23 protein-coding genes are annotated in these 25,156 nt (G+C 69.2%); 19 read left to right on the top strand and 4 right to left on the bottom strand.

Going from position 1 to position 25,156, the window contains the following annotated elements; genetic code table 11:
* Positions 1 to 306: 306 nt before the first annotated feature.
* Both mqnC and ABT009_RS15445 read left to right on the top strand, forming a co-directional pair.
* Positions 307 to 1,521, top strand: coding sequence for a cyclic dehypoxanthinyl futalosine synthase (mqnC, locus tag ABT009_RS15450; protein ID WP_351293712.1), 1,215 nt, complete (start codon positions 307 to 309; stop codon positions 1,519 to 1,521).
* A gap of 28 nt (positions 1,522 to 1,549) precedes the next feature.
* Entirely contained in the window at positions 1,550 to 1,996 is a 447-nt protein-coding gene (locus ABT009_RS15445; RefSeq protein ID WP_351293709.1) for an imidazolonepropionase-like domain-containing protein, read from the top strand.
* 82 nt (positions 1,997 to 2,078) lie between these two features.
* On the opposite strand, the gene ABT009_RS15440 is transcribed toward ABT009_RS15445, so the two are convergent.
* Entirely contained in the window at positions 2,079 to 3,125 is a 1,047-nt protein-coding gene (locus ABT009_RS15440; RefSeq protein ID WP_351293706.1) for a chitinase, read from the bottom strand.
* Positions 3,126 to 3,433: 308 nt separating this feature from the next.
* On the opposite strand from ABT009_RS15440, the gene ABT009_RS15435 reads away from it, so the two are divergent.
* The 4 genes from ABT009_RS15435 to ABT009_RS15420 all read left to right on the top strand — a co-directional run bounded on the left by ABT009_RS15435 (position 3,434) and on the right by ABT009_RS15420 (position 8,211).
* Positions 3,434 to 3,835 carry a hypothetical protein gene (locus tag ABT009_RS15435; RefSeq protein ID WP_351293703.1) on the top strand — a complete coding sequence of 134 codons (402 nt, stop codon included), beginning with the start codon at positions 3,434 to 3,436 and terminating at the stop codon, positions 3,833 to 3,835.
* 19 nt (positions 3,836 to 3,854) lie between these two features.
* Complete coding sequence (locus ABT009_RS15430) at positions 3,855 to 6,200, top strand: bifunctional polysaccharide deacetylase/glycosyltransferase family 2 protein (RefSeq protein ID WP_351293700.1); 2,346 nt, start codon at positions 3,855 to 3,857, stop codon at positions 6,198 to 6,200.
* A gap of 93 nt (positions 6,201 to 6,293) precedes the next feature.
* Positions 6,294 to 7,412 carry an acyltransferase family protein gene (locus ABT009_RS15425; protein ID WP_351293697.1) on the top strand — a complete coding sequence of 373 codons (1,119 nt, stop codon included), beginning with the start codon at positions 6,294 to 6,296 and terminating at the stop codon, positions 7,410 to 7,412.
* Positions 7,413 to 7,521: 109 nt separating this feature from the next.
* Positions 7,522 to 8,211: a demethylmenaquinone methyltransferase gene (locus ABT009_RS15420; RefSeq protein ID WP_351293695.1), complete on the top strand. Its 690-nt coding sequence runs from the start codon at positions 7,522 to 7,524 to the stop codon at positions 8,209 to 8,211.
* Positions 8,212 to 8,312: 101 nt separating this feature from the next.
* Here ABT009_RS15420 and ABT009_RS15415 read toward each other — a convergent pair whose 3' ends face one another.
* Together ABT009_RS15415 and ABT009_RS15410 are read right to left on the bottom strand one after the other, a co-directional pair.
* Positions 8,313 to 8,657, bottom strand: coding sequence for a PASTA domain-containing protein (locus ABT009_RS15415; protein WP_351293692.1), 345 nt, complete (start codon positions 8,655 to 8,657; stop codon positions 8,313 to 8,315).
* 96 nt (positions 8,658 to 8,753) lie between these two features.
* Positions 8,754 to 9,269: a GNAT family N-acetyltransferase gene (locus ABT009_RS15410; RefSeq protein WP_351293689.1), complete on the bottom strand. Its 516-nt coding sequence runs from the start codon at positions 9,267 to 9,269 to the stop codon at positions 8,754 to 8,756.
* Positions 9,270 to 9,366: 97 nt separating this feature from the next.
* On the opposite strand from ABT009_RS15410, the gene ABT009_RS15405 reads away from it, so the two are divergent.
* Together ABT009_RS15405 and ABT009_RS15400 are read left to right on the top strand one after the other, a co-directional pair.
* The gene (locus ABT009_RS15405) at positions 9,367 to 10,653 is read left to right on the top strand and encodes a geranylgeranyl reductase family protein (protein WP_351293686.1); all 1,287 of its coding nucleotides are present in this window, start codon (positions 9,367 to 9,369) and stop codon (positions 10,651 to 10,653) included.
* A gap of 287 nt (positions 10,654 to 10,940) precedes the next feature.
* Positions 10,941 to 12,626 carry a hydroxysqualene dehydroxylase gene (locus ABT009_RS15400; protein WP_351293683.1) on the top strand — a complete coding sequence of 562 codons (1,686 nt, stop codon included), beginning with the start codon at positions 10,941 to 10,943 and terminating at the stop codon, positions 12,624 to 12,626.
* An 83-nt stretch (positions 12,627 to 12,709) separates the two neighbouring features.
* Here the strand turns inward: ABT009_RS15400 and ABT009_RS15395 are convergent, their stop codons facing one another.
* Entirely contained in the window at positions 12,710 to 13,504 is a 795-nt protein-coding gene (locus tag ABT009_RS15395; protein WP_351293680.1) for a C40 family peptidase, read from the bottom strand.
* A gap of 774 nt (positions 13,505 to 14,278) precedes the next feature.
* Between ABT009_RS15395 and ABT009_RS15390 the strand changes: the two genes are divergently transcribed.
* Genes ABT009_RS15390 through nuoK form a run of 11 tightly spaced genes read left to right on the top strand, consistent with a single transcriptional unit; the run spans position 14,279 to position 25,155 of the window.
* Positions 14,279 to 14,638, top strand: coding sequence for an NADH-quinone oxidoreductase subunit A (locus ABT009_RS15390; RefSeq protein ID WP_306321116.1), 360 nt, complete (start codon positions 14,279 to 14,281; stop codon positions 14,636 to 14,638).
* Positions 14,639 to 14,674: 36 nt separating this feature from the next.
* On the top strand, positions 14,675 to 15,229 hold the full coding sequence (locus ABT009_RS15385) for a NuoB/complex I 20 kDa subunit family protein (protein WP_351293677.1): 555 nt from the start codon (positions 14,675 to 14,677) through the stop codon (positions 15,227 to 15,229).
* A complete protein-coding gene (locus ABT009_RS15380; protein WP_351293674.1) occupies positions 15,226 to 15,960 on the top strand; it encodes an NADH-quinone oxidoreductase subunit C in 735 nt (244 codons plus the stop codon). The genes ABT009_RS15385 and ABT009_RS15380 overlap by 4 nt, the downstream gene beginning before the upstream one ends.
* Entirely contained in the window at positions 15,957 to 17,279 is a 1,323-nt protein-coding gene (locus ABT009_RS15375) for an NADH-quinone oxidoreductase subunit D (protein ID WP_351293671.1), read from the top strand. Before ABT009_RS15380 ends, ABT009_RS15375 begins: the two co-directional genes overlap by 4 nt.
* Positions 17,276 to 18,136 (top strand): NADH-quinone oxidoreductase subunit NuoE, encoded by an 861-nt coding sequence (nuoE, locus tag ABT009_RS15370; RefSeq protein ID WP_351293668.1) that lies wholly within the window; start codon positions 17,276 to 17,278, stop codon positions 18,134 to 18,136. The genes ABT009_RS15375 and nuoE overlap by 4 nt, the downstream gene beginning before the upstream one ends.
* Positions 18,136 to 19,512: an NADH-quinone oxidoreductase subunit NuoF gene (nuoF, locus tag ABT009_RS15365; protein ID WP_351293665.1), complete on the top strand. Its 1,377-nt coding sequence runs from the start codon at positions 18,136 to 18,138 to the stop codon at positions 19,510 to 19,512. Before nuoE ends, nuoF begins: the two co-directional genes overlap by 1 nt.
* Positions 19,509 to 22,019 carry an NADH-quinone oxidoreductase subunit G gene (locus tag ABT009_RS15360; protein WP_351293662.1) on the top strand — a complete coding sequence of 837 codons (2,511 nt, stop codon included), beginning with the start codon at positions 19,509 to 19,511 and terminating at the stop codon, positions 22,017 to 22,019. Before nuoF ends, ABT009_RS15360 begins: the two co-directional genes overlap by 4 nt.
* A gap of 26 nt (positions 22,020 to 22,045) precedes the next feature.
* Positions 22,046 to 23,407, top strand: coding sequence for an NADH-quinone oxidoreductase subunit NuoH (nuoH, locus tag ABT009_RS15355; RefSeq protein ID WP_351293995.1), 1,362 nt, complete (start codon positions 22,046 to 22,048; stop codon positions 23,405 to 23,407).
* Positions 23,400 to 24,047 carry an NADH-quinone oxidoreductase subunit NuoI gene (gene nuoI / locus ABT009_RS15350; protein ID WP_351293659.1) on the top strand — a complete coding sequence of 216 codons (648 nt, stop codon included), beginning with the start codon at positions 23,400 to 23,402 and terminating at the stop codon, positions 24,045 to 24,047. Before nuoH ends, nuoI begins: the two co-directional genes overlap by 8 nt.
* A complete protein-coding gene (locus ABT009_RS15345) occupies positions 24,044 to 24,859 on the top strand; it encodes an NADH-quinone oxidoreductase subunit J (protein ID WP_351293656.1) in 816 nt (271 codons plus the stop codon). The genes nuoI and ABT009_RS15345 overlap by 4 nt, the downstream gene beginning before the upstream one ends.
* The gene (nuoK, locus tag ABT009_RS15340; RefSeq protein ID WP_055529377.1) at positions 24,856 to 25,155 is read left to right on the top strand and encodes an NADH-quinone oxidoreductase subunit NuoK; all 300 of its coding nucleotides are present in this window, start codon (positions 24,856 to 24,858) and stop codon (positions 25,153 to 25,155) included. The genes ABT009_RS15345 and nuoK overlap by 4 nt, the downstream gene beginning before the upstream one ends.
* The last annotated feature ends 1 nt before the right edge of the window (position 25,156 follow it).

Here is a 25,156-nt window from a genome sequence, read left to right as displayed (position 1 = left end):
CCCCCGGTCGTTGGAGTGGCCATGGTACGGAAGGGGGCTTTGGGGTGGTTGTGGCCCATGGATTCGGCGGCTTCCGGGGGCGCGGCGCGGGGTGGAGGCAGTAATAGCCGGGCAAGCGGCCGGGCGGCGGGCCAGTGGTGCGCGTACCCGGCTCGTACCGGGCCTGACCTCGGCGGACATGCGGTCGTACCTGGCCTGACGTCAGCCGCCCGAAGGCGCTGGCGTACGCTGGATCGGTCCGTCCAGAGCCCCAGAGGGCCTCACGAAAGCCCCAGAGGCCTTACGAACCCTACGAAGGGGAGCCCGGTGACCGAGAAGGCCGACCTCACCTCAACTGATGTCACAGCCGTGCTCGACCGTGCTGCCTCGGGCGGACGGATCACTCCCGAAGAGGCGCTCGTCCTCTACCGCGACGCGCCGCTGCACGCACTGGGCGCCGCCGCCGACGCCGTACGCCGCCGCCGGTACGCGGGCACCGAGCACATCGCGACGTACATCATCGAGCGCAACATCAACTACACGAACGTGTGCGTCACGGCGTGCAAGTTCTGCGCCTTCTACGCCGCGCCCAAGGACACCGCCAAGGGCTGGACGCGCGACCTCGACGACATCCTGCGGCGCTGCGCCGAGACCGTCGAGCTCGGCGGGACGCAGATCATGTTCCAGGGCGGCCACCACCCGGACTTCGGCGTCGAGTACTACGAGAAGCACTTCGCCGCCATCAAGAAGGAGTTCCCGCAGCTCGTCATCCACAGCCTGGGGGCGAGCGAGGTCGAGCACATGGCCCGGATCTCGAAGGTGTCGGTCGAGGAGGCCATCACCCGTATCCACGAGGCCGGGCTCGACTCCTTCGCCGGTGCCGGTGCGGAACTGCTCCCCGCGCGTCCACGCAAGGCCATCGCGCCGCTCAAGGAGTCCGGCGAGCGCTGGCTGGAGATCATGGAGGCGGCGCACAACCTCGGTGTCGAGTCCACCTCCACCATGCTCATGGGCACGGGCGAGACCAACGCCGAGCGCATCGAGCACCTGCGGATGATCCGCGACGTACAGGACCGGACGGGCGGCTTCCGGGCCTTCATCCCGTACACCTACCAGCCCGAGAACAACCACCTGAAGGGCCGCACGCAGGCCACGATCTTCGAGTACCTGCGGATGATCGCGATCGCGCGGCTCTTCCTCGACAACGTCGCCCACATCCAGGGCTCGTGGCTGACCACCGGCAAGGAGATCGGACAGCTCTCGCTGCACTACGGTGCGGACGACCTGGGGTCGATCATGCTGGAGGAGAACGTGGTCTCGTCGGCCGGCGCCAAGCACCGGTCCAACCGGCTCGAGATCATCGACCTGATCAGGAAGGCAGGGCGCGTCCCCGCTCAGCGGAGCACGACCTACGAGCACCTCGTCGTGCACGACGACCCGGCGAACGACCCCGCCGACGACCGCGTCGTCTCGCACATCTCGTCCACCGCGATCGAGGGCGGCACGGCGCATCCGGAGCTGAAGCTCCTCGCCTCCAACTAGTCCGAGCCTCAGTTCCGACAGGGTCCCTGTGCTGACCATTCACGCCGCCGACGAGCTCCGCCCGAGCTGGGATTCGGAGCCCGTCAAGGGCGGTGCCGTCGCCGTGCGCGGCGACCGGGTCGCCGCTGTCGGCCCGCTCGAGGAGCTGCGCGCGCGGTTTCCGGACGCCCGGGTGCGGCAGTGGCCCGGAGTGCTCGGTCCCGCGCTCGTCCACGAGGGGCCGCTGCCCGACGCGCCGTCGCCGCGTGAACGGGTGCACGCGGTACTGAAGTCGGGCGCGACCGCGGTCCTGGAGCAGTACGCCGGCACGGGCGAGCTGCGGGCTGCCGCCGCGCGGAGCGATGTCGCTGTGCTGCCGGGTGCGCGGAAGACCGCGATCACCGGCGGCGGGCGCGCCGACCTCGCGGTCTTCGACGCGGACAGGGTGTGCGTCGCCACGGTGTGTGCGGGCCGGTTGGTGCACCGGCGCCGGTAGCCCCCGCTCTCGGGCCGACTCTCAGCCGGATTCTCGGCCCGACTCTCGGCCGGATTCTCAGCCCCGGCTCTCAGCCCGGTTCTCAGCCCGACAAGGCCTCCGCGAACGCCCCGGCGGCCTGCGTCACGCCACTGCAGTCGGTCGCCGCGTCGTCCGACGACGAGTCATCGTCGTCGCACTGCTGGTCGCGGAACGTGGCCCACATGGAGAGCCAGGCGATGCTCTTCTCCTCGGCGAACGACCGGAGTTGGGCGGCGTCGGCGAGCGTGAAGGTCTCGCCGACGATGTCGTTGTCGCCGATCATCGACGTGAGGGCGAGCCCCTTCCAGGCGTTCGCGTCCGAGAGGCCGAAGACGTCCTCCAGCTGGTCGTGGGCCGCCTTGGCCGACGTGATGGCGTAGTCGCCCATGTCGCCGCCGTACGACTCGCCGTAGTTCATCGTCATGATGTTGACCGTGGAGACCTTCACGCCGTGGTCGTTGGCGGACTCCAGCAGCGCCAGGCCCTCGTCGTCGAGGCCCGAGGGCATCACGGGCAGTGTGAACGAGACCTGCAGATCGCGCTTCTTCTGCAGCAGCGCGATGGCTTCGGAGCGCAGGGCGACGGAGTCGGAGTCGGTGAGTTCGTCGCCCTCGATGTCGAAGTCCGCCTGTGTCGCACCGGCGGCGTCGAGCGCCTTCGCGTAGGCGTCGGCGAGTTCGGACGCGCTGTCGCAGGTAGAGGCGAGCTCCTTGCCGGACGCGCCGCCGAAGGAGACCCGTATGTCGCCGCCGCCCGAAGAGGTCAGCTCCGAAATCCGGGACGCCACGGCCGAGTTGTCGATGTCCGTCGTCCCGCCCCACACGGGAGTGCAATCGCTGCCGTCCGCGATCACGAACGCGAGGTTGTACGTCGACGGTGAGCCGGAGGTGTCCGTGTCCGATGCGGTTGTGGCGCTGACGTAGGGCTCGTACCCGGTGGTCGATGTCCCCGACTCCGACGGCGACTGCGTTTGCTCAGGCGATGTGCCGGCCGCCGGCGCCTTGCCGGCAGCCGCATCCGAAGACCCGTTTCCGCCCGAGGAGCACCCGGCACAGGCCAGAGCCACCAGGCAGACGAGCCCGGCAACCGGCTTCAGGAAACTCCTCATCGCGTACGCACCCGCTCTCGTGATTTGTGTCGCAGAACGGAAACAAACTGTGCTTCCGGAGTGAGAACTTCTCACATTCGGGCGGCCTCGACGAAGGCGGGAAGGTTTTGTGGAATTCACAGGGGAGGCCCTTCAATCGGTACCAATCGGACGTACAAATCGGGACACAAAATCTGTTAGCAGGTCAAAAATGCCCGCGCCCGGTGGGGTTGAATCTCTCAGCGAAAATACAGGTTAAGACGCTTCTCATGGGCCTCGCACAGCGAAATGAGGGTTTTCGCCGAATAAAGAAGTCCTAACATCGGGGAATGCATTCTGAGCCTGCCATCGAAAACCGCGCGTCGCGCGGCCGCCGCCGTAAGCGCGGCAACGGGTCCGAAGCGGGGCCCGTGTTCGTTGACAACTCCGGGCGCAGGGCACGTCTGCTGCGCCGTATCGGCCTTCTCGTCGGTGTCGTTTGCATCGGCTACGCGGCCGTACTCGGCATGGCGTTCATGGGGTGGGGCACCTCGCTCACCCCGTCGGCGCTCCTGCCCTTCGGTGGCGCCGCCGGCTCCAATGTCCCCGGAGCCGGGCCCCAGGGCGGCATCGCGCCCACCGGCACTCCCCCCGCGCAGCCCACCGGTACCCCGCCCTCGGGCCTTCCCACCGGCGCCGCGCCCACCTCCGCCCCCTCCGCCGCCGCGTCCGCCTCCGCAGGCGCCAACTGACCGGAACGCACTCAGACTCATGACCCCCCACACGACGACGCCCCAGCGCGGTCGGCGGCGCGCCCCCACCCGGATCGAGTGGGCCGGCCGCAAGGCCGCGGCCCTGCAGAAACCGCGCGTGATCCTCGCCGCGCTGCTTCTCCTGGCGCTCACCAGCGTGATGCTGCTCGACGGGTATCTGCGCGCCGAGGTCGGAGGCGACCAGCGGGTACGCACCGGAGCCAGCTCCAGCAAGGTCCCCGACGACGTCCTCGACGGCGGACCGATCCTGACCTTCCGGGGCGGTCAGGCGCAGACCCGGTCCGTGCCGGAGAAGACCATCGCGCTCACCTTCGACGACGGCCCGAACCCCACGTGGACACCGCAAGTCCTCAAGGTGCTCGAGGAGAACGACGTACCGGGCACGTTCTTCTTGGTCGGCTCGATGGTCTCGCGCTATCCGGGCATCGTGAAGGACCTCGTGGAGCAGGGCAACGAGGTGGGCATCCACACCTTCACGCACGTCGACCTCTCGTACCAGAGCAGTGCGCGGATCACGCGCGAGATGCAGCAGACGCAGCTGGCGCTGGCGGGTGCCGCGGGTATCACGACCACCCTGTTCCGCGCGCCGTACTCCTCGGAGACGGACGCCATCGACAACTTCAGCTGGCCCGTCTACAAGGAGCTCGGCGCCCAGGGCTACACCAGCGTCTTCGTCGACACCGACAGCGACGACTGGAAGAAGCCTGGCGTCTCGAAGATCATCAAGTGGGCCACGCCGGAGGACGGCGAGGGCGCGTCGGTCCTCTTCCACGACGCGGGCGGCGACCGCTCCCAGACCGTCAAGGCGCTCGGCACGTACATCAAGAAGATGAAGGCGAAGGGCTACACCTTCACCACCATCAGCGGCGCCATGCAAGAGCAGAACGCCGACCGGCAGAACGACGGTCAGCAGGCCGGTGATCAGCAGGCCGCGGGGCAGCAGGCGGCAGGTCAACTGCCCACCGGCCAGCAGGGGAGCGGGCAGCAGGCGAACGGGCAGCAGAGCGACGGCCGGCAGAGCGACGGCCGGCAGGGCAACGCCTCGTCCCTCACGGCCGCCCACCGCACCGCCACCGGCGCCACCCTCTGGGAGGGCAGGGCGCTCCTCTGGGCCGTCGCCGTCGCGGAGTGGACGGTGCCGGGGCTCGCGACCGGGCTCGCCGTGGTCGGCGTCGCCGTCATGGGCCGGTTCGGGATGATGCTGATCCTCGCCCGCCGCCACTACAGACAGCGCAACAGACGCCGCTTCAACTGGGGGCCCGGGGTCACCCGCCCGGTGAGCGTGATCGTGCCCGCGTACAACGAGAAGGAGTGCATCGCCAACACCCTCAACTCGCTCGCGCAGAGCACCCATCCGATCGAGATCATCGTCGTCGACGACGGCTCCACGGACGGCACCTCGGACATCGCCGAGTCCCTCGGCCTGCCCAACGTCCGCGTCATCCGCCAGGAGAACGCGGGCAAGCCCGCCGCCCTCAACAACGGCGTACGCAACGCCTCGTACGACATCGTCGTGATGATGGACGGCGACACGGTCTTCGAGCCGGACACCGTGCACCGGCTCGTGCAGCCCTTCGCCGATCCGGAGGTCGGCGCCGTGGCGGGCAACGCCAAGGTCGGCAACCGCAGGACCGTGATCGGGGCCTGGCAGCACATCGAGTACGTCATGGGCTTCAACCTCGACCGCCGCATGTACGACCTGCTGCGCTGCATGCCCACCATCCCGGGCGCGATCGGCGCGTTCCGCCGCGACGCGGTGCTCGCCGTGGGCGGCATGAGCGAGGACACGCTCGCCGAGGACACGGACATCACCATCGCCCTGCACCGCGAGGGCTGGCGGGTCGTCTACGAGGAGCACGCACGGGCCTGGACCGAGGCGCCCGGTTCCCTGAAGCAGCTGTGGAGCCAGCGCTACCGCTGGAGCTACGGCACGATGCAGGCGCTGTGGAAGCACCGCAAGTCGCTCACGGACAAGGGCCCTTCGGGTCGCTTCGGCCGCGTCGGCATGCCGCTCGTGGTGCTCTTCCAGATCGTCACGCCGGTGTTCGCCCCGTTGATCGACATGTTCACCGTCTACTCGATGATCTTCGTGGACTTCAAGGCGTCGCTGCTCGCCTGGCTCGCTGTCCTGGCCGTCCAACTCGTCTGCGCGGCCTACGCGTTCCGGCTCGACCGCGAGCAGTACCGCTATCTGCTGATGCTCCCGCTGCAGCAGCTCGCGTACCGCCAGATGATGTACCTCGTCCTCATCCACTCCTGCGTCACCGCCCTCACAGGCGGCCGCCTGCGCTGGCAGAAACTCAAGCGCACGGGCGAGGTCGGCACCCCGGCGGGGGTGAGCTGAGTGGGGACACACAGGCGAGGGGTGGCGCTGCCGCCCGCTACCGCTGCGGGCAGTGGCACCAGTACCGCCGAAGGCAGCAGCGCCGCTACCGCTGTGCCCACGACGGCGGGTGCGCCCGACAACGGCGCCCACCCCGACGTAGGGGGCTCGCAGGGCGCGCCCAAACAAGAGGGCGCCCCCAAAACCCGAGACCGCTACTTCGACGCGCTACGCGCAATCGCGCTGATAAGAGTCGTCGCGTACCACACCTTCGAATGGCCCTGGGCCGGCCTCGTCTTCCCCTCCATGGGCGTGATGTTCGCCCTCGCCGGCACCCTGATGGCCAGATCCCTGGAGCGCCCCGCACTCAAGGTGATCAGAAGCCGCATGCGCAGGCTCCTGATCCCCCTGTGGGTCTTCGGCTTCTTCATCGTGATCGCGATGATGATCCACGGCTGGATCCCGCGCGCGAACATCCTCTACTGGGTGGTCCCGCTCGGCGACCCCCCGGGCAACGCGTGGGGCGAACAGGCCTGGGCGGTGCTCTGGTACCTCCGCACCTACCTCTGGTTCGTGCTGCTCTCCCCGGTACTGCTCAGAGTGTTCCGCCTGGCACCCGTACCGGTCCTGCTGCTGTCCCTCGTCCCCGTCGTCGTCTTCGAGACGGTGTGGACCCCGCCGGACGGCCGCCTCGGCAGCGCGCTCACGGACCTCGCCACCTTCCTGTTCTGCTGGCTGCTCGGCTTCGCGCACCGCGACGGCGTGCTCCAGCGCTGGAAGCCGGGCCCGGTGGTCGCCGGCTCGCTGTTGCTGCTCGCGATCGGCGGCTGGTGGGCCTTCAGCCACCAGGGGGAGTACGGCACGTACGACCTGGACGACATCCCGCTCGCCCAGGCCCTGTGGTCGGCGGGCTTCGTGACGCTGCTGATGTACTCCAAGTCGTACTTCCACATGGACTTCGCGTGGCTGGCCCGCTTCAAGCGGCTGGACCGGATCGTGACGGTCTTCAACAGCCGTGCCGTCACGCTCTACCTCTGGCACGAGGTGGCGCTGATCCTGGCCGTTCCGCTGATCGACCAGTTCTGGAACGTCCCCGCGTTCGAGAAATATCTGCCGCTGGAGAGCCAGTGGTTCATGTTCGGCATCGGCTGGGTGCTGATCGGCGTGGCGATCGTGCTGTTCGGCTGGGTCGAGGACGTCGCGGCGAAGCGGAGGCCGCGGCTGCTGCCCTGAGCCGACCGGACCCGACCCAATCCGATCCGATCCGATCCGACCCGACCGGAGGAGGCCGTACGGGCCGGGCGCCTGAGGGCTGCCCGGCCCGTACTGCCACAATGGGCCCGTGACCCGCGCATCCCTGGACAAGCAGCCGCACGAAGTCGCTTCGATGTTCGACGTCGTGGCGGAACGGTACGACCTCACCAACGACGTGCTGTCCCTGGGCCAGGCCCGGCTGTGGCGCAAGGAGGTCGCGAAGGCCGTCGACGCCCGGCCCGCGCAGAAGATCCTGGACCTGGCCGCCGGTACGGCGACGTCCTCGCTGCCGTTCGCGCAGACCGGCGCGTACGTCGTGCCGTGCGACTTCTCGCTCGGCATGCTCCAGGTCGGCAAGCGGCGCCACCCCTGGATGCCGTTCACGGCGGGCGACGCGACGAAGCTGCCGTTCCGGGACGACACCTTCGACGCGGTGACGATCTCCTTCGGTCTGCGCAACGTCCAGGACACGGACGCCGCGCTGAGCGAGCTGTACCGCGTGACGAAGCCGGGCGGGCGGGTCGTGATCTGCGAGTTCTCGCACCCGACCTGGGCGCCGTTCCGCACCGTCTACACCGAGTACCTGATGCGCGCCCTGCCGCCCGTGGCGCGCGCCGTGTCGTCCAACCCCGACGCGTACGTCTATCTCGCCGAGTCCATCCGCGACTGGCCCGACCAGCCCGCGCTCGCGCAGCGGCTGCAGAAGGCGGGCTGGTCGAAGGTGGCGTGGCGCAACCTGACGGGCGGGATCGTGGCCCTGCACCGCGGCGTCAAGTAGGCGCAAGCCGGCCCCGCAGCAGCCGGAAACCGAAGCCGGCCCCGCAGCAGCCGGAAACCGAGCGAGCACCTCGGCACCGGCATCTACGCCGCAGCCCGGAATCACGCAGGCCAGAGCGCCTCGAACGCCTCGCCCGGCTCGTCGAGCTCCCGGTACAGCCCGCCCATCGGGGGCCCGGGACGGCGCGGCTCGCGCACTCCCGCACCGCCGCCGCCCTCACCGTCGCCGAGGTCGAACCACACGGTGACGACGGCGCCGAGGGGCACCTCGACGCCCGGCAGCGGGTACTGCCGCACCACGTAGTCGACGACGGTCAGATGGAAGTCGGGCCGGTCAGGAGCCGCCAGCAGCACACCGCCGGCCTCGGCTCTCTCGCGCGCGTCCACGGCCATCAGGCCGACCAGCCGCGGTACGCGCACTTCCGGTGTCTTCGGTGTAAGGCGCACGGACGTCACCCCCAGCGGTACCGGAAGGGTAGACCCCAAACCGGGCATCCCGGAACAGCCGGGGGTGGCCGTCCACGTGATTCGTCGCGCCCGCCGTCAGAGCTCCAGCCGGAAGCAGTACCCCTGCTGCTTCGACACGGGCGTCATGAACGTCTCGGCGAGCTCCATGCCGAGCCGCCGCGTCACCGCGACGGAGCGCTCGTTGCGCGCGTTGACCATCGCGACGACGCTGGGGACGCCCGCCGCCCGCAGTCGTTCCAGCGTCGCCTGCGCGGCCGCCGTCGCGTACCCCATGCCCCAGTACGACCGGGCGAGCCGCCAGCCGATCTCGATCTCACCCTTCGGCCCCCACTCGTGCGGCCACGGCTGGGCGCCCGTGAAGCCGAGCACCTCGCCGGGGAAGCGCTCCTCGTCGAGCATGGTCCAGAAGCAGAAGCCGTGCTCCGCATCGTGCTTGCGCTGCCGGGCTGTCAACTCCTCGTACACAGACAGCTCGGCGGACCGACCGCCGTGGAACTCCATCACGTCCGGGTGGTCGAAGACCCGGTGCCAGGCGAAGGCGTCCTCGTCGGTCGGGACGCGCAGCTGTACGGCGGGGAGAGCTCGGTTCACGGGCGGCCCTTCGGCTGGGTGATCAGTGCTGCTGAATAGACTGCCCGTATCCGGTGCCACCCAGCACACAGATTTCGAGTCTTGGGGAGATCCCGCTGTGACCGAGCCCGTCACCGAACACACCGCTGATGTGATCGTCGTCGGGGCCGGGCCAGCCGGTTCCACCACCGCGTACTACCTGGCGAAGGCCGGACTCGACGTCCTCCTGCTGGAGAAGACCTCGTTCCCGCGCGAAAAGGTGTGCGGTGACGGGCTGACCCCGCGCGCCACCAAGCAGCTCGTGTCGATGGGCATCGACATCTCCGAAGAGGCCGGCTGGCTGCGTAACAAGGGTCTGCGCATCATCGGCGGCGGCGTCCGGCTGCAGCTGGACTGGCCGGATCTCGCCTCCTACCCGGACTACGGGCTCGTGAGGAAGCGGGACGACTTCGACGAGCAGCTGGCGCGGCAGGCGCAGAAGGCCGGCGCGCGGCTGTACGAGCAGTGCAATGTCGGCGCGCCGATCGTGGACGAGCGCACCGGCCACATCACCGGAGTGCGGGCCAAGCTCGGCGACGAGAAGCGGGACGTCACCTTCCACGCGCCGCTCGTCGTCGCCGCGGACGGCAACTCCACGCGGCTGTCCCTCGCCATGGGGCTGCACCGCCGCGAGGACCGCCCGATGGGTGTCGCGGTGCGGACGTACTTCACCTCGCCCCGCCACGACGACGACTACCTGGAGTCCTGGCTGGAGCTGTGGGACCGGCGCGGCCCGGGCGAGGACCGGCTGCTGCCCGGCTACGGCTGGATCTTCGGCATGGGCGACGGCACGTCGAACGTCGGCCTCGGCGTCCTCAACACCTCCGCCTCCTTCAAGGAGCTCGACTGGCGCGAGGTGCTCAAGGCCTGGTGCGCGTCGATGCCCGAGGAGTGGGGCTACGTACCGGAGAACATGACCGGCCCGATCCGCGGCGCCGCCCTCCCGATGGCCTTCAACCGCCAGCCGCACTACACCAAGGGCCTGCTGCTCGTCGGTGACGCGGGCGGCCTCGTGAACCCGTTCAACGGCGAGGGCATCGCGTACGCCATGGAGTCCGGCCAGATCGCCGCCGACGTCATCGTCCAGGCACACGCCCGCGCCACCCCGGCCCAGCGCGAGCTCGCCCTGCACAACTACCCCAAGATCCTCAAGGAGACCTACGGGGGCTACTACACGCTGGGCCGCGCCTTCGTGAAGCTCATCGGCAACCCGAAGGTCATGAAGATCGCGGCGCAGCGCGGTCTGACGCACCCGGTGCTGATGAAGTTCACGCTGAAGCTGCTGGCCAACCTGACGGACCCGACGGGCGGCGACGCGATGGACCGGATCATCAACGGGCTGAGCAAGGTGGCGCCGAAGGCGTAACCCCCGCGTCCGGCTCCGTTACGTGGCTGGGCGAACACGGTGTGAGGATGCTGTGGGCGCCCGGCCGGTCTTCTTCCGGGTCGTGGCGGCCCTCCCTACCCTGACGGACCCATGACAACAGAGCCCATGGGGTCCGCGGGGGAACCCGGCCCCACACGCAGACGCTTCCTGGCGGGCGCCGGGGCGCCGGGGCGGCGGTGGGCGGCGCGGCCGGCGCCGCCGCGTTATGGCCGGCCGGCACCGCGGCCGCCGCATCCGGATGGGGGCACCTCCCTGCTCGAACGAAGTTGAGAGCTTGGGGGAGCGTCGCCGTCCTCGGTGGCGGCGTCTCCGGCCTCAGTGCCGCCCACGAACTCGCCGAGCGCGGCTACGCGGTCACCGTCTACGAGTACTACGACGTGCTCGGCGGCAAGGCGCGCTCGATGGACGTCCCCGGCACGGGTGAGGGCGGCCGCAAGCCGCTGCCCGGCGAGCACGGCTTCCGATTCATCCCCGGCTTCTACCGCAATCTGCCGGACACCCTGCGCCGTATCCCGTTCCCGGGCAACGAGAACGGCGTCCACGACAACCTGCGCAGCGGCACCGAGACCCTGTTCGCCCGCGCAGGCGGCCGCGCCGACCTTCACTTCCCCCTGCGCCGCGTCACCACGCCCCCGCGGCCGCAGGACATCACCCCGGCCTGGATCCGTGACCAACTGCTCTCCGTCCTGCAGCTGGCCACGAACATGCCTGCGTACGAACTCGGCTACTTCGTGAACCGGCTTCTGGTCTATCTCACCAGCTGCGAGGCGCGCCGCGACGAGCAGTGGGAGACGGTGCCGTGGTGGAAGTTCATCCGTGCCGAGGACTTCAGCGAGGAGTACCGGCGATTCTTCGGCATCGGCCAGAGCCGCAACCTCACTGCGACCAAGGCGGAGGAGTCCTCCACACGCACGGTCGCCGGTGTCTACATGGAGAACTTCCTCGTCTTCGGGCTCCTGGGTCTGGGGCACGACGGCGACATCGACCGTGTGCTCAACGGTCCGACCAACGAGGCGTGGCTCGACGCCTGGGTCGCCCACCTGCGCTCGCTAGGCGTGGAGTTCGCACTCTCCACCCACGTACGGGAGGTGCTGTACGGGGACGGCAGGATAACCGGCGTACGGGTGAGCGCACCCGATGGCTCGGGCGCCCACGTCATCACAGCGGACCACTACGTCTCCGCGTTGCCCGTCGAGCACGCCCGGCCGACCTGGGGGCAGGCGCTCCGGGCCGCCGATCCGCAGCTGGCGCGGTGTGACGCCCTGCGCACCGACTGGATGGTGGGCGTGCAGTTCTACATGAGCAAGCCCAGCCCCATGGTGCACGGCCACGTCAACTGTCTGGACTCACCCTGGTCGGTGACGGCGGTAGGACAGGCGCAGTTCTGGGATGCGCACGACTTTCCGGCCGAGTACGGCGATGGGCGCGCCGTCGACTGTGTGTCGGCCATCGCCTCCGAGTGGGACAAGCCCGGCATTCTGTATGGGAAGACTGCAAAGCAGTGCACGCGCGAGGAGTTCGTGGCCGAGGTCTGGGCCCAACTCAAGGATGCGGTCGGCGTCGCCGGTGCCCCCGTACTGAGAGACGAGGACCGCCTTGGCTGGTTCCTGGACCCGGCCGTGACGGGCATGGGGAGCCCGAACCCGCAGAATCGCGAGCAGCTGCTCATCCACCCGGTCGGCTCGCTCTACGACCGTCCCTCGGCGAAGACCGTGGTGCCCAACTTCTTCCTGGCGGGCGACTACATCCGTACCGGTATGAACCTGGCGTCCATGGAGGGCGCCAACGAGGCGGCCCGCCACGCCGTCAACGCGCTGCTGGACGCGGACGGTTCCAGCGCCCAGCAGTGCACCACGTGGGGGCACTACCAGCCGCCGGAGCTGGAGCCCCTCAAGCGGGTGGACGAACTCCGCTTCAAGCTGGGGCTGCCGAACACGTTCGACCTGGGGTGACGGCCCCACGGCAGATATGCCGGAGGGCTGCCGCTCCCGAGAGGGGAGCGGCAGCCCCGCGAACTGCTCAGCGTGCCTGAGACTCAGAGCACGCGCACCGCACCGCTCGCCGGGTAACCCGACAGATCCTGGATGACGACGCCCTTGGAGGGGTTGGCGGCGTCCAGGTACTGGCCGTTGCCGATGTAGACGCCCACGTGGTACGCGGATCCGGCGCCGCCCCAGTACAGGATGTCGCCGACCTGGACGCTGGAGAGCGAGACCGGGGTGCCGGCCGTCGACTGCGCCTGGGAGGTGCGCGGCAGGCTCACACCGGCCTGCTTGAACGCGGCCTGGACGAGGCCGGAGCAGTCCCAGGAGTTGGGGCCCGTGCCGCCCATGACGTACGCGTCGCCGACCTGGGCCTTGAGGAAGCCGATGACGGACGCGACGCTGCCGCTCGCGGGCGCGGCGACGTCGGAGGAGGCCGCCAGGACGGTGCGTGCGGAGGACCGCGAGGCGCGCTCCTCGGCGGCCTTGCGCTCGGCCTCTGCCTCGGCCTTCTTCTTGGCCTCCGCCTTGCGCTTGGCCTCGGCGAGGTCCTTCTTGGCCTGCTTCGCGGCCTTCGTGGCGGCCGCGTCCTGCTCCGCCTGCAGCTCGTACTGGTCTGCTGCCTGCTTGGTGACGTCCGCGGACTGGGCAATCTGCGCGGACAGGCCTGTGGTGAGCGTGGGTAGCTCGATGGTCTCGGTCACGGGCTCGGCGGCGGTCGCCGGCCCGGACGCACCGGCCACTGCCAGGGTGCTGAGGACGCCACCGGCAACTCCGGCGCGCAGTGCGAGTTTGGACGCGCTGCGGCGGGGCTTCCGGTGGCTGGGTATGTGAGCGGTGTGGGACATGTGTAAAAGCGCTATCAGGGACTCCCCGTTACCTTCAAGAAACGTGTGGTGCGCCACAGTTGCGCATTTCGGGCACCGAATCCCGGGCGTGTCGCTCTTTATTGACGCCGTAACGGACATTGCGGGCAGGGGCGATCGGGCCTGTGATCACGGTCTTTCGCCATTACGTCCGAATTGCCCGCCACCTACCACCGGTTGGGGCCGTTGGCCAAGCCCGGTTTCTTCACACCGTCCGACCATGTGGCACAGGTCACGGAACGGTCACCGTCGAGGGTGCGTCCGGCTCGTGAACGGATGCACGCGTTCGACATCCGCCCGCCCTTGCCCCGTCCGTATCGGACCGCGCCGCAATATCAGCGGGACGCGTCCAGCACCAATTTGCTGCGGGGTCCCCTCGCTTGATAATGAGCCCGCCGCCTCCACCTGCAAAAACGGGCCAAGTCATCACCTCTGGTGATCACTCAGGCGCTTCGCGTGTGAAGATCACTGCTCATCCGACTTCATGATCCTTCGACGGGTGGTGGAGATCACAAAGTCCGTGCCGTACCCCGTGTCGCAGATCACAGACCCACAGGCATAGGATGCGTGGCAGCTGGGCTTGTGACCTGCTTCACATGTACACGATCTCCGCGGGTCCGTACGGGACTTGTGGGCCTTACGGGGCTTCCGGAGCCCCTGTGGCCATCGGGGTTCGCGGGACACGTGTGACTGAGAGGCGGGGAGCAGCTCGGCGCCGCCGAAACAGTCAGTGCCGACTGAGAGGAGCGACGAGCGATGAACGCCTATGCGCCCATCCTCGTACTGGGAGCCCTCGGGGCAGGCTTTGCGATCTTCTCCGTGGTGATGGCCACGCTTGTCGGTCCAAAGCGCTACAACCGGGCCAAGCTCGAGGCCTACGAGTGCGGTATCGAGCCGACGCCGACACCGGCGGGCGGCGGACGATTCCCGATCAAGTACTACCTCACGGCGATGCTCTTCATCGTCTTCGACATCGAGATCGTCTTTCTCTACCCCTGGGCCGTCACCTTCGACGCCCTGGGTGTTTTCGGGCTCGTGGAGATGCTGCTCTTCGTGCTCACCGTCTTCGTCGCCTACGCATACGTGTGGCGGCGTGGCGGCCTGGAATGGGACTGACACGCGCAAGGGACAAAGGGGTCTGAGGGGCCACTAATGGGACTCGAAGAGAAACTGCCGAGCGGTTTTCTGCTGACCACCGTCGAACAGGCCGCGGGCTGGGTGCGCAAGTCGTCCGTCTTCCCGGCCACCTTCGGCCTGGCCTGCTGCGCCATCGAGATGATGACGACCGGCGCGGGGCGCTACGACCTGGCCCGCTTCGGCATGGAGGTCTTCCGCGGTTCGCCGCGCCAGGCCGACCTGATGATCGTGGCCGGTCGCGTGAGCCAGAAGATGGCGCCGGTGCTGCGGCAGGTCTACGACCAGATGCCGAACCCCAAGTGGGTCATCTCCATGGGCGTCTGCGCTTCGTCCGGCGGCATGTTCAACAACTACGCGATCGTGCAGGGCGTGGACCACATCGTCCCCGTCGACATCTATCTGCCGGGCTGCCCGCCGCGGCCCGAGATGCTGATGGACGCGATCCTCAAGCTCCACCAGAAGATCCAGACCTCCAAGCTCGGCGTGAACGCCGAAGAGGCGGCCAAGGAGGCGGAGGAGGCGGCGCTCAAGGCGCTCCCCATCATCGAGATGAAGGGGCTGCTGCGATGAGCGAGCAGAACGGCGTGAACCCCGAGAAGGACCTCAACGCCTCGAATCTCCCTGGCCAGCGGGGCGACCAGGGCGAGGAGGTCCGCGTCCAGCGCGGAATGTTCGGCGCGAACAACGGCGGCGACACCTCCGGGTACGGAGGGCTCGTCCGCTCTGTACGGCTGCCCGGCCCGGCCGCGCGTCCGTACGGCGGCTGGTTCGACGAGGTCGCCGACGAGCTCGAGGGCGCCCTGGAGGAGCAGGGCCTCGTCCCCGAGAACGCCATCGAGAAGACCGTCGTCGACCGCGGCGAGATCACGTTCCACATCGCCCGCGAGTACCTGCTCCGCGTCGCCCAGACCCTGCGCGACGACCCGGCGCTCCGCTTCGAGCTCTGCACCGGCGTCTCCGGGGTGCACTACCTCGGCGACAAGGGCCGCGAGCTGCACGCCGTCTACCACCTGCGGTCGATCACCCACAACCGGCTGATCCGCATCGAGACCAGCGCCCCCGACGCCGATCCGCACGTCCCGTCGCTCGTGTCCGTCTATCCGACGAACGACTGGCACGAGCGCGAGACGTACGACTTCTTCGGGCTGGTCTTCGACGGCCATCCGGCGCTGACGCGGATCATGATGCCGGACGACTGGCAGGGCTTCCCGCAGCGCAAGGACTACCCGCTCGGCGGCATCCCCGTCGAGTACAAGGGCGCCCAGATCCCGGCTCCGGACCAGCGGAGGTCGTACTCATGAGCACGCAGTCAGCTTCAGCCCGTGAGACCACCGAAGGCACCGTATATACGGTCACCGGCGGCGACTGGGACGAGGTCGTCCAGACCGCGGCCAAGGCCGACGACGAGCGCCTCATCGTCAACATGGGTCCGCAGCATCCGTCCACCCATGGTGTGCTCCGGCTCATCCTGGAGATCGAGGGCGAGACCGTCACCGAGGCCCGCTGCGGCATCGGTTATCTGCACACGGGCATCGAGAAGAACCTCGAGTACCGCACGTGGACCCAGGGCACCACGTTCGTGACGCGCATGGACTATCTGACGCCGTTCTTCAACGAGACGGCGTACTGCCTCGCGGTCGAGAATCTCCTCGGTATCGAGGACGACATCCCCGACCGGGCGACGATCATCCGGGTGCTCCTGATGGAGCTGAACCGGTTGTCCTCGCACCTGGTGTGCATCGCGACCGGCGGCATGGAGCTCGGCGCGACCACGATCATGATCTATGGCTTCCGTGATCGTGAACTGATTCTCGACATCTACGAGCTGATCACCGGCCTGCGGATGAACCACGCGTACATCCGGCCCGGCGGACTCGCCCAGGACCTGCCGCCCGGCGCGGTGGACCAGATCCGCGAGTTCGTGAAGAAGATGAACAAGAACCTTCCCGAGTACGACAAGCTCGCCACCGGGAACCCCATCTTCAAGGCCCGCATGCAGGACATCGGCTACCTCGATCTCGCCGGCTGTATGGCGCTCGGCGCCACAGGACCGATCCTGCGCTCGGCCGGCCTCCCGCACGACCTGCGCAAGGCGCAGCCGTACTGCGGCTACGAGACGTACGACTTCGACGTCCCGACCGCCGACAGCTGCGACGCCTACGGCCGCTTCCTCGTCCGACTCGAGGAGATGCGACAGTCGCTGCGGATCGTCGAGCAGTGCCTGGACCGCCTGGAGCCCGGTCCTGTCATGGTCGCCGACAAGAAGATCGCCTGGCCCGCGCAGCTCGCCCTCGGCCCGGACGGTCTCGGCAACTCGCTCGACCACATCAAGAAGATCATGGGCACCTCCATGGAGGCCCTGATCCACCACTTCAAGCTGGTGACGGAAGGTTTCCGGGTCCCGCCCGGGCAGGCCTACGCCGCGGTCGAGTCCCCCAAGGGCGAGCTCGGGGTGCACGTCGTGTCCGACGGCGGCACCCGCCCGTACCGGGTCCACTTCCGCGACCCGTCCTTCACCAACCTGCAGTCCATGGCGGCGATGTGCGAGGGCGGCCAGGTCGCCGACGTCATCGTCGCCGTCGCGTCCATCGACCCCGTGATGGGAGGCGTCGACCGGTGACCACCACCCCTTCCGAACAGGGCGTCAGCCTGGGCATGCCGCAGCTGCCCGCGCCCGAGTACCCGGACGACGTCCGAGCCCGGCTCGAAGCGGACGCGCGCGAGATCATCGGCCGCTACCCGGACTCCCGGTCCGCGCTGCTCCCGCTGCTGCACCTGGTGCAGTCCGAGGAGGGGTACGTCACGCGCACCGGGATGCAGTTCTGCGCGGACATGCTCGGCCTGACCACGGCCGAGGTCACGGCGGTCGCGACCTTCTACACCATGTACCGGCGGAAGCCGAGCGGTGACTACCAGGTGGGTGTCTGCACCAACACGCTGTGCGCGGTCATGGGCGGCGACGCCATCTTCTCCGCGCTCCAGGAGCACCTGGGCGTCGGCAACGGCGAGACCACCGGCGACGGCAAGGTCACCCTGGAGCACATCGAGTGCAACGCGGCCTGCGACTTCGCCCCCGTGGTGATGGTCAACTGGGAGTTCTTCGACAACCAGACCGTCGAGAGCGCCAAGCGGCTCGTCGACGATCTGCGCGCGGGCTCCGAGGTCCGGCCCACCCGCGGCGCGCCCCTGTGCACGTACAAGGAGACCGCCCGCATCCTCGCCGGATTCCCCGACTCCCGGCCCGGCGCCGTCGACGCGAGCGGCAGTGCGGGACCGGCCTCGCTGATCGGACTGCGCCTCGCCAAGGGCGAGCAGCCCGAGCCGCGCATCGTGCACCCGCGCGGCGAGGAGCGCAGGGACCCGGCGCCCCAGGACGAGCCGCACGCCGAGCACCTCAGCGCCCACGACGCGCCGCAGAAGACATCGGCATCCGACCCCGCGCACCCCGCGGGCCCGGTCACCGAGGAGGGGGAGTGATGACCGTGTCCACCGAATTCGGGGGGACCTCCCGGCCGGATGCCGGCGGGGAGTCGAGCCCGGAGAAGCTGCTCGCCCCCGTCCTGTCGGCGCACTGGGACGAGGACGGGTCCTGGACGCTCGACGTCTACCGGCGGCACGAGGGGTACGAGGGTCTGCGCAAGGCGCTCGCCATGTCGCCGGACGACGTCATCGCCTACGTCAAGGACGCGGGCCTGCGCGGCCGCGGCGGCGCGGGCTTCCCCACGGGCATGAAGTGGCAGTTCATCCCGCAGGGCGACGGCAAGCCTCACTATCTGGTTGTCAACGCCGACGAGTCGGAGCCGGGAACCTGCAAGGACATCCCGCTCCTCTTCGCGAACCCGCATGCCCTCATCGAGGGGATCGTGATCGCCTGTTACGCGATCAGGTCGTCGCATGCCTTCATCTATCTGCGCGGCGAAGTCGTGCCTGTCCTGCGCAGGCTGCACGAGGCCGTCCGCGAGGCGTATGCGGCGGGCTACCTCGGCAAGAACGTGCTGGGCAGCGGCAGCGACCTCGAACTCACCGTGCACGCGGGCGCGGGCGCGTACATCTGCGGTGAGGAGACCGCGCTGCTCGACTCGCTCGAAGGCCGCCGCGGTCAGCCGCGACTGCGTCCCCCCTTCCCTGCTGTCGCCGGCCTCTACGCGTGCCCCACTGTCGTGAACAACGTGGAGTCCATCGCGTCGGTTCCCGCGATTCTGCACAAGGGCAAGGAATGGTTCAGGTCGATGGGCAGCGAGAAGTCCCCGGGCTTCACGCTCTACTCGCTCAGCGGCCATGTCGCCAACCCCGGCCAGTACGAGGCTCCGCTCGGCATCACGCTGCGTCAGCTGCTCGAGATGAGCGGCGGGATCAGGCCGGGACACCGGCTGAAGTTCTGGACACCGGGCGGCTCGTCGACCCCGATGCTGACCGAGGAGCACCTCGACGTCCCCCTCGACTACGAGGGCGTGGGCGCCGCCGGCTCCATGCTCGGCACCAAGGCGCTGCAGTGCTTCGACGAGACGACCTGCGTCGTGCGGGCCGTCACCCGATGGACCGAGTTCTACGCCCACGAGTCCTGCGGCAAGTGCACCCCGTGCCGTGAAGGAACGTACTGGCTGGTGCAGTTGCTGCGCGACATCGAGGCCGGCAAGGGCGCGATGAGCGACCTCGACAAGCTCGCGGACATCGCCGACAACATCAACGGCAAGTCCTTCTGCGCCCTCGGCGACGGCGCCGCCTCGCCGATCTTCTCCTCGCTCAAGTACTTCCGCGAGGAGTACGAGCAGCACATCACGGGCGGGGGCTGCCCCTTCGACCCGGCCAAGTCCACCGCTTGGGCCGATCACCGTACGGAGGTGAACGCATGACCATCGCCACAAGCGCTCCCTCCGGGGGCGGCGAGGCAGCGGTGCCGCGCGAGGACCTCGTGACGCTGACGATCGACGGCATCGAGATCAGCGTGCCCAAGGGCACCCTGGTCATCCGGGCCGCCGAGATGCTCGGCATCGAGATCCCCCGGTTCTGCGACCACCCGCTGCTCGACCCGGCCGGTGCCTGCCGCCAGTGCATCGTCGAGGTCGAGGGCCAGCGCAAGCCCATGGCGTCCTGCACGATCACGTGTACGGACGGGATGGTCGTGAACACGCAGCTCACCTCGCCCGTCGCCGAGAAGGCGCAGCGCGGTGTGATGGAGCTGCTGCTCATCAACCACCCGCTGGACTGCCCGGTCTGCGACAAGGGCGGCGAGTGCCCCCTGCAGAACCAGGCGATGTCGGTCGGCGACCCGGAGAGCCGTTTCGAGGGCAAGAAGCGGACGTTCGAGAAGCCCGTGCCGATCTCGACGCAGGTGCTGCTCGACCGCGAACGGTGCGTGCTGTGCGCGCGCTGCACCCGCTTCTCCAACCAGATCGCCGGCGACCCGATGATCGAGCTGCTCGAGCGGGGAGCGCTCCAGCAGGTCGGCACGGGAGAGGGCGACCCCTTCGAGTCGTACTTCTCCGGGAACACCATCCAGATCTGCCCGGTGGGGGCGCTCACCTCGGCGGCGTACCGCTTCCGCGCCCGCCCCTTCGACCTCGTCTCCAGCCCGTCCGTGTGCGAGCACTGCGCGGGCGGCTGCGCGACACGTACCGACCACCGGCGCGGCAAGGTCATGCGGCGGCTCGCCGCCTACGACCCCGAGGTCAACGAGGAGTGGGTCTGCGACAAGGGCCGGTTCGGATTCCGCTACGCGCAGCTGCCGGACCGGATCGAACACCCCCTCGTCCGGAACGCGGAGAGCGGTGAGCTGGAGCCGGCCAGCTGGCCGGAGGCCCTGGAGGCGGCGGCCCGCGGGCTGACCGCGGCACGCGGCAGGACCGGCGTGCTGACCGGTGGCCGGCTGACCGTCGAGGACGCCTACGCCTACAGCAAGTTCGCGCGCGTGGCGCTCGACACGAACGACATCGACTTCCGCGCGCGTGTGCACAGCAGCGAGGAGGCCGACTTCCTGGCCTCGCAGGTCGCGGGCCGCGGCAAGGACCTCGACGGAGCGGGGGTCACCTACTCCGCGCTGGAGAAGGCGCCCGCCGTGCTGCTCGCGGGAATCGAGGCGGAGGAGGAGGCGCCCGGCGTCTTCCTGCGGCTGCGCAAGGCGTGGCGGAAGCACGGGCAGCGCACCTTCGCGCTCGCCGCGTATGCCACGCGCGGCTTGGAGAAGGCCGGCGGAACGCTGCTTCCTGCGGCCCCCGGCACCGAGACCGAGTGGCTGGACGCGCTTGCGGGCGGCGTCGGTCTGGAGGGCGACGGGGCGCGGGCCGGCGAGGCGCTGCGCGCCGAGGGCTCCGTCATCGTCGTCGGCGAGCGGCTCGCCGCCGTGGCGGGCGGGCTGACCGCCGCCGTACGGGCCGCGACGGCGACCGGCGCACGGCTGGTGTGGATCCCGCGCCGGGCCGGTGAGCGCGGCGCCATCGAGGCGGGTGCGCTGCCGTCGCTGCTGCCCGGCGGGCGTCCGGCGACCGACCCGCGCGCGCGGGACGAGGTCGCCGCCGCCTGGGGGCTCGCGGAGCTTCCGCACCGCTACGGCCGCGACACCGGACAGATCGTCGAGGCGGCCGCCACGGGCGAGCTCGGTGCGCTGCTCGTCGCGGGCGTCGAGGTCGCCGATCTTCCGAACCCGGCACGCGCGCGTGAAGCCCTTCACGAGGTGGGCTTCCTCGTCTCGCTGGAGCAGCGCCCGAGCGAGGTGACGGAGCGGGCCGACGTCGTCCTGCCGGTAGCCGCGGTCGCCGAGAAGGCGGGCACTTTCCTCAACTGGGAAGGCAGGGCAAGGCCGTTCGAGGCCGCGCTCAAGCCGGACCACATGACGCGTCGCCTGGCGCCCACCGACGCGCGCGTGCTGCAGATGCTGGCGGACGCGATGGACGTCCATCTGGGCTTGCCGGATCTGCGTACCGCACGTGGCGAGCTGGACCGGCTCGGCCCCTGGGACGGGCCGCGGGCGACCGAGCCCCTCGAGACGGCGGTGCCGCTGCCGAGGCCGGGCGCCGGAGAGGCCGTACTGGCCGGCCACCGGCTGCTGCTCGACCTGGGCCGCCTCCAGGACGGCGACGAGGCGCTCGCCGGAACCCGGCACGCGGCCGTGGCCCGGCTCTCCGCGGCCACCGCGGTCGAAGCGGGCGTCAAGGACGGCGACGTCCTCGCCATCACCGGCCCCGCGGGCGCCACGCGACTCCCGCTGCAGATCACGGAGATGCCGGACCGCGTGGTGTGGCTCCCGCTGAACTCCACCGGGACAGGCGTCGCCTCGGACACCGGGGCACGGCCCGGCGAACTCGTCCGTATCGGCCCGGCGGTGGAGCCGAAGGCCTCGTCTGTCACGGAGGTGACGTCATGACGCCGCAGGCCCTGGCGCCAGGGGCGCTGACGCCGCTCGCGGTGGAGGACCTGTCGATGTTCGGCACCGATCCCTGGTGGCTGGTCGCGATCAAGGCGGTCTTCTGCTTTGCCTTCCTGATGGTGACGGTGCTCTTCTCCATCGTGTGGGAGCGCAAGGTCGTCGCCTGGATGCAGCTGCGCATCGGCCCCAACCGGCACGGCCCCTGGGGCATGCTCCAGTCGCTCGCCGACGGCATCAAGCTGATGCTCAAGGAAGACGTGATCGTCAAGCGCGCGGACAAGGCCGTCTACATCCTTGCCCCGATCGTCGCGGCGATCCCGGCCTTCATGGCGATCGCGGTGATCCCCTTCGGACCGGCCGGCAACGAGGTATCGATCTTCGGGCAGCGCACCGCGCTGCAGCTCACCGACCTGCCGATCGCGATGCTCTACATCCTCGCGGTCGCCTCCGTCGGCATCTACGGCATCGTGCTCGCGGGCTGGAGCTCCGGATCGACGTACCCGCTGCTCGGCGGGCTGCGTTCCTGCGCGCAGATGATCTCCTACGAGATCGCGATGGGCGCCGCCTTCGCCTCGGTGTTCCTGTACTCCGGGTCGATGTCGACCTCGGCGATCGTCGAGTCGCAGCAGGACCGCTGGTACATCCTGCTCCTGCCGGTGTCGTTCGTGGTCTACATCGTCACGATGGTCGGCGAGACCAACCGCGCGCCGTTCGACATGCCGGAGTCCGAGGGCGACCTGGTGGGCGGCTTCAACACCGAGTACTCGTCGATCAAGTTTGCGATGTTCATGCTCGCCGAGTACGTGAACATGGTGACGGTCTCGGCCGTGTCGGCGACGCTCTTCCTCGGCGGCTGGCGGGCCCCCTGGCCGATCAGCACCTTCTGGGAGGGCGCGAACCACGGCTGGTGGCCGATGCTCTGGTTCGTCATCAAGGTCCAGCTGCTGCTTTTCTTCTTCATCTGGCTGCGCGGCACCCTGCCCCGCGTCCGCTACGACCAGCTGATGAAGCTCGGCTGGAAGGTCCTCATCCCCGTCTCGGTGGTGTGGCTGATGCTCGTGGCGACCGTCAGGGCGCTGCGGAACGAGAACTACGCCGTCGGCGACATCGCGCTCTACGTCGCCGGAGGCGTCCTCGCCGTCCTGCTGCTGTCGTTCGTCGCCGACATGTTCCGCGCCAGGCAGCCCGCCGAGGAGGCGTCGCAGGAGAAACCCGCGGCCTTCGACCCGATGGCGGGCGGATTCCCCGTGCCGCCGCTGCCGGGGCAGACCCTGCCGCCGGTGCCGAGGCGGCGCTCGCGGCGGGAGCGGGAGCTCATTGTCAGTGGCGGCCCGGATACTCCAAGTGACGGACCTGCGGATGGAAAGGAGGCGTCCGATGGCTGAGCAGTCCAAGGAGCCCAGGAAGTCCGGCGAGACCGACCAGGGGTTCCAGAACCCGGTGGCCGGCTTCGGCGTGACCTTCAAGGCCATGTTCAAGAAGCGGCTCACCGAGCAGTACCCGGAGCAGAAGAAGACCACCGCTCCCCGCTTCCACGGACGGCACCAGCTCAACCGCCATCCGGACGGCCTGGAGAAGTGCATCGGCTGCGAGCTCTGCGCCTGGGCCTGTCCCGCGGACGCGATCTATGTGGAGGGCGCGGACAACACCGACGAGGAGCGCTACTCGCCCGGCGAGCGGTACGGCCGCGTCTACCAGATCAACTACGCCCGCTGCATCCTCTGCGGCCTGTGCATCGAGGCGTGCCCCACGCGCGCGCTGACGATGACCAACGAGTTCGAACTGGCCGACTCCAGCCGCGAGAACCTCATCTACACCAAGGAGCAGCTGCTCGCCGGCCTCACGGACGGCATGGTCGACACGCCGCACGCGATCTACCCCGGCACGGACGAGCAGGACTACTACCGGGGCCTGGTGACGGAGGCGGCACCGGGGACGGTCCAGCAGGTCGCGGTCTCCAAGGGAGAGCTGCATCAAATGGCAGGCCCTTCGGGCGCGGCAGAAGAGGAAGGGGCGGACACATGAGCCAGCTCGCCGCCTACACCACCTCGACCGGCGAGGCCCTGCAGTTCTGGGTGCTCGGCACGGTCGCCGTGATCGGCGCCCTGTGCACCGTGTTCATGAAGAAGGCCGTGCACAGCGCGCTGTGCCTCGCCGGGACCATGATCGTCCTGGCGGTCTTCTACCTGACCAACGGTGCGTACTTCCTCGGCATCGTGCAGATCGTCGTCTACACCGGCGCGATCATGATGCTGTTCCTCTTCGTGGTCATGCTCGTCGGCGTCACGGCCGCGGACTCGCTGAAGGAGACCATCAAGGGCCAGCGCTGGCTGGCCGCCCTGTGCGGGCTCGGCTTCGCGGTGCTGCTGGTCGGCGGCATCGGCAACGCCTCGCTGAAGGAGTTCAACGGCCTCGGACAGGCCAACTCCGGTGGGAACGTGCAGGGCCTGGCGCAGCTCATGTTCACCAAGTACGTCTTCGCCTTCGAGCTGACCGGCGCGCTGCTGATCACCGCCGCGGTCGGCGCGATGGTGCTCACGCACCGCGAGCGCACCGAGCGCGCCAGGACCCAGCGCGAGCTGTCCGAGCAGCGCGTACGCGAGGGCAAGAACGTGCCGCCGCTGCCCGCCCCCGGCGTCTACGCCCGGCACAACGCGGTGGACGTCGCGGGCCTCCTCCCGGACGGCACCCCCTCCGAGCTCACCGTCAACAAGACGCTGCGCTCGCGGGGCCAGATCCGCGACGTGTCCAGTGAGGCGCTGAACGATCTGAAGGCGCTCGAGCAGCGCGCGGAGGACCGCCTTGAACGGCCGCGGCCCGAGGAGGCATCGAAGTGAACCCGGTCAATTACCTCTATCTCGCCGCCCTGTTGTTCGCCATCGGCGCGACCGGCGTGCTCATCAGACGGAACGCGATCGTCGTGTTCATGTGCATCGAGCTCATGCTCAACGCCTGCAACCTCGCGTTCGTCGCCTTCTCCCGCATGCACGGCAATCTCGACGGCCAGATCATCGCCTTCTTCACGATGGTCGTCGCCGCCGCGGAGGTCGTGGTCGGGCTCGCGATCATCGTGTCGCTGTTCCGTTCCCGCCACTCGGCCTCGGTCGACGACGCCAGCCTGATGAAGCTGTAAG

It is taken from the genome of Streptomyces sp. NPDC002896 (assembly GCF_040295225.1).
GTDB lineage: Bacteria > Actinomycetota > Actinomycetes > Streptomycetales > Streptomycetaceae > Streptomyces.
Note: the sequence above shows the minus strand (reverse complement) of the source record. Positions and strands in the feature narration are given on the sequence as shown.

Coding starts and splice junctions, on each gene's coding strand:
- ABT009_RS15440 (WP_351293706.1), bottom strand. CDS start 3,125: ATGAGGAGTTTCCTGAAGCCGGTTGCCGGGCTCGTCTGCCTGGTGGCT.
- ABT009_RS15435 (WP_351293703.1), top strand. CDS start 3,434: ATGCATTCTGAGCCTGCCATCGAAAACCGCGCGTCGCGCGGCCGCCGC.
- ABT009_RS15430 (WP_351293700.1), top strand. CDS start 3,855: ATGACCCCCCACACGACGACGCCCCAGCGCGGTCGGCGGCGCGCCCCC.
- ABT009_RS15395 (WP_351293680.1), bottom strand. CDS start 13,504: ATGTCCCACACCGCTCACATACCCAGCCACCGGAAGCCCCGCCGCAGC.
- ABT009_RS15390 (WP_306321116.1), top strand. CDS start 14,279: ATGAACGCCTATGCGCCCATCCTCGTACTGGGAGCCCTCGGGGCAGGC.
- ABT009_RS15385 (WP_351293677.1), top strand. CDS start 14,675: ATGGGACTCGAAGAGAAACTGCCGAGCGGTTTTCTGCTGACCACCGTC.
- ABT009_RS15380 (WP_351293674.1), top strand. CDS start 15,226: ATGAGCGAGCAGAACGGCGTGAACCCCGAGAAGGACCTCAACGCCTCG.
- ABT009_RS15375 (WP_351293671.1), top strand. CDS start 15,957: ATGAGCACGCAGTCAGCTTCAGCCCGTGAGACCACCGAAGGCACCGTA.
- nuoF (WP_351293665.1), top strand. CDS start 18,136: ATGACCGTGTCCACCGAATTCGGGGGGACCTCCCGGCCGGATGCCGGC.
- ABT009_RS15360 (WP_351293662.1), top strand. CDS start 19,509: ATGACCATCGCCACAAGCGCTCCCTCCGGGGGCGGCGAGGCAGCGGTG.
- nuoI (WP_351293659.1), top strand. CDS start 23,400: ATGGCTGAGCAGTCCAAGGAGCCCAGGAAGTCCGGCGAGACCGACCAG.
- ABT009_RS15345 (WP_351293656.1), top strand. CDS start 24,044: ATGAGCCAGCTCGCCGCCTACACCACCTCGACCGGCGAGGCCCTGCAG.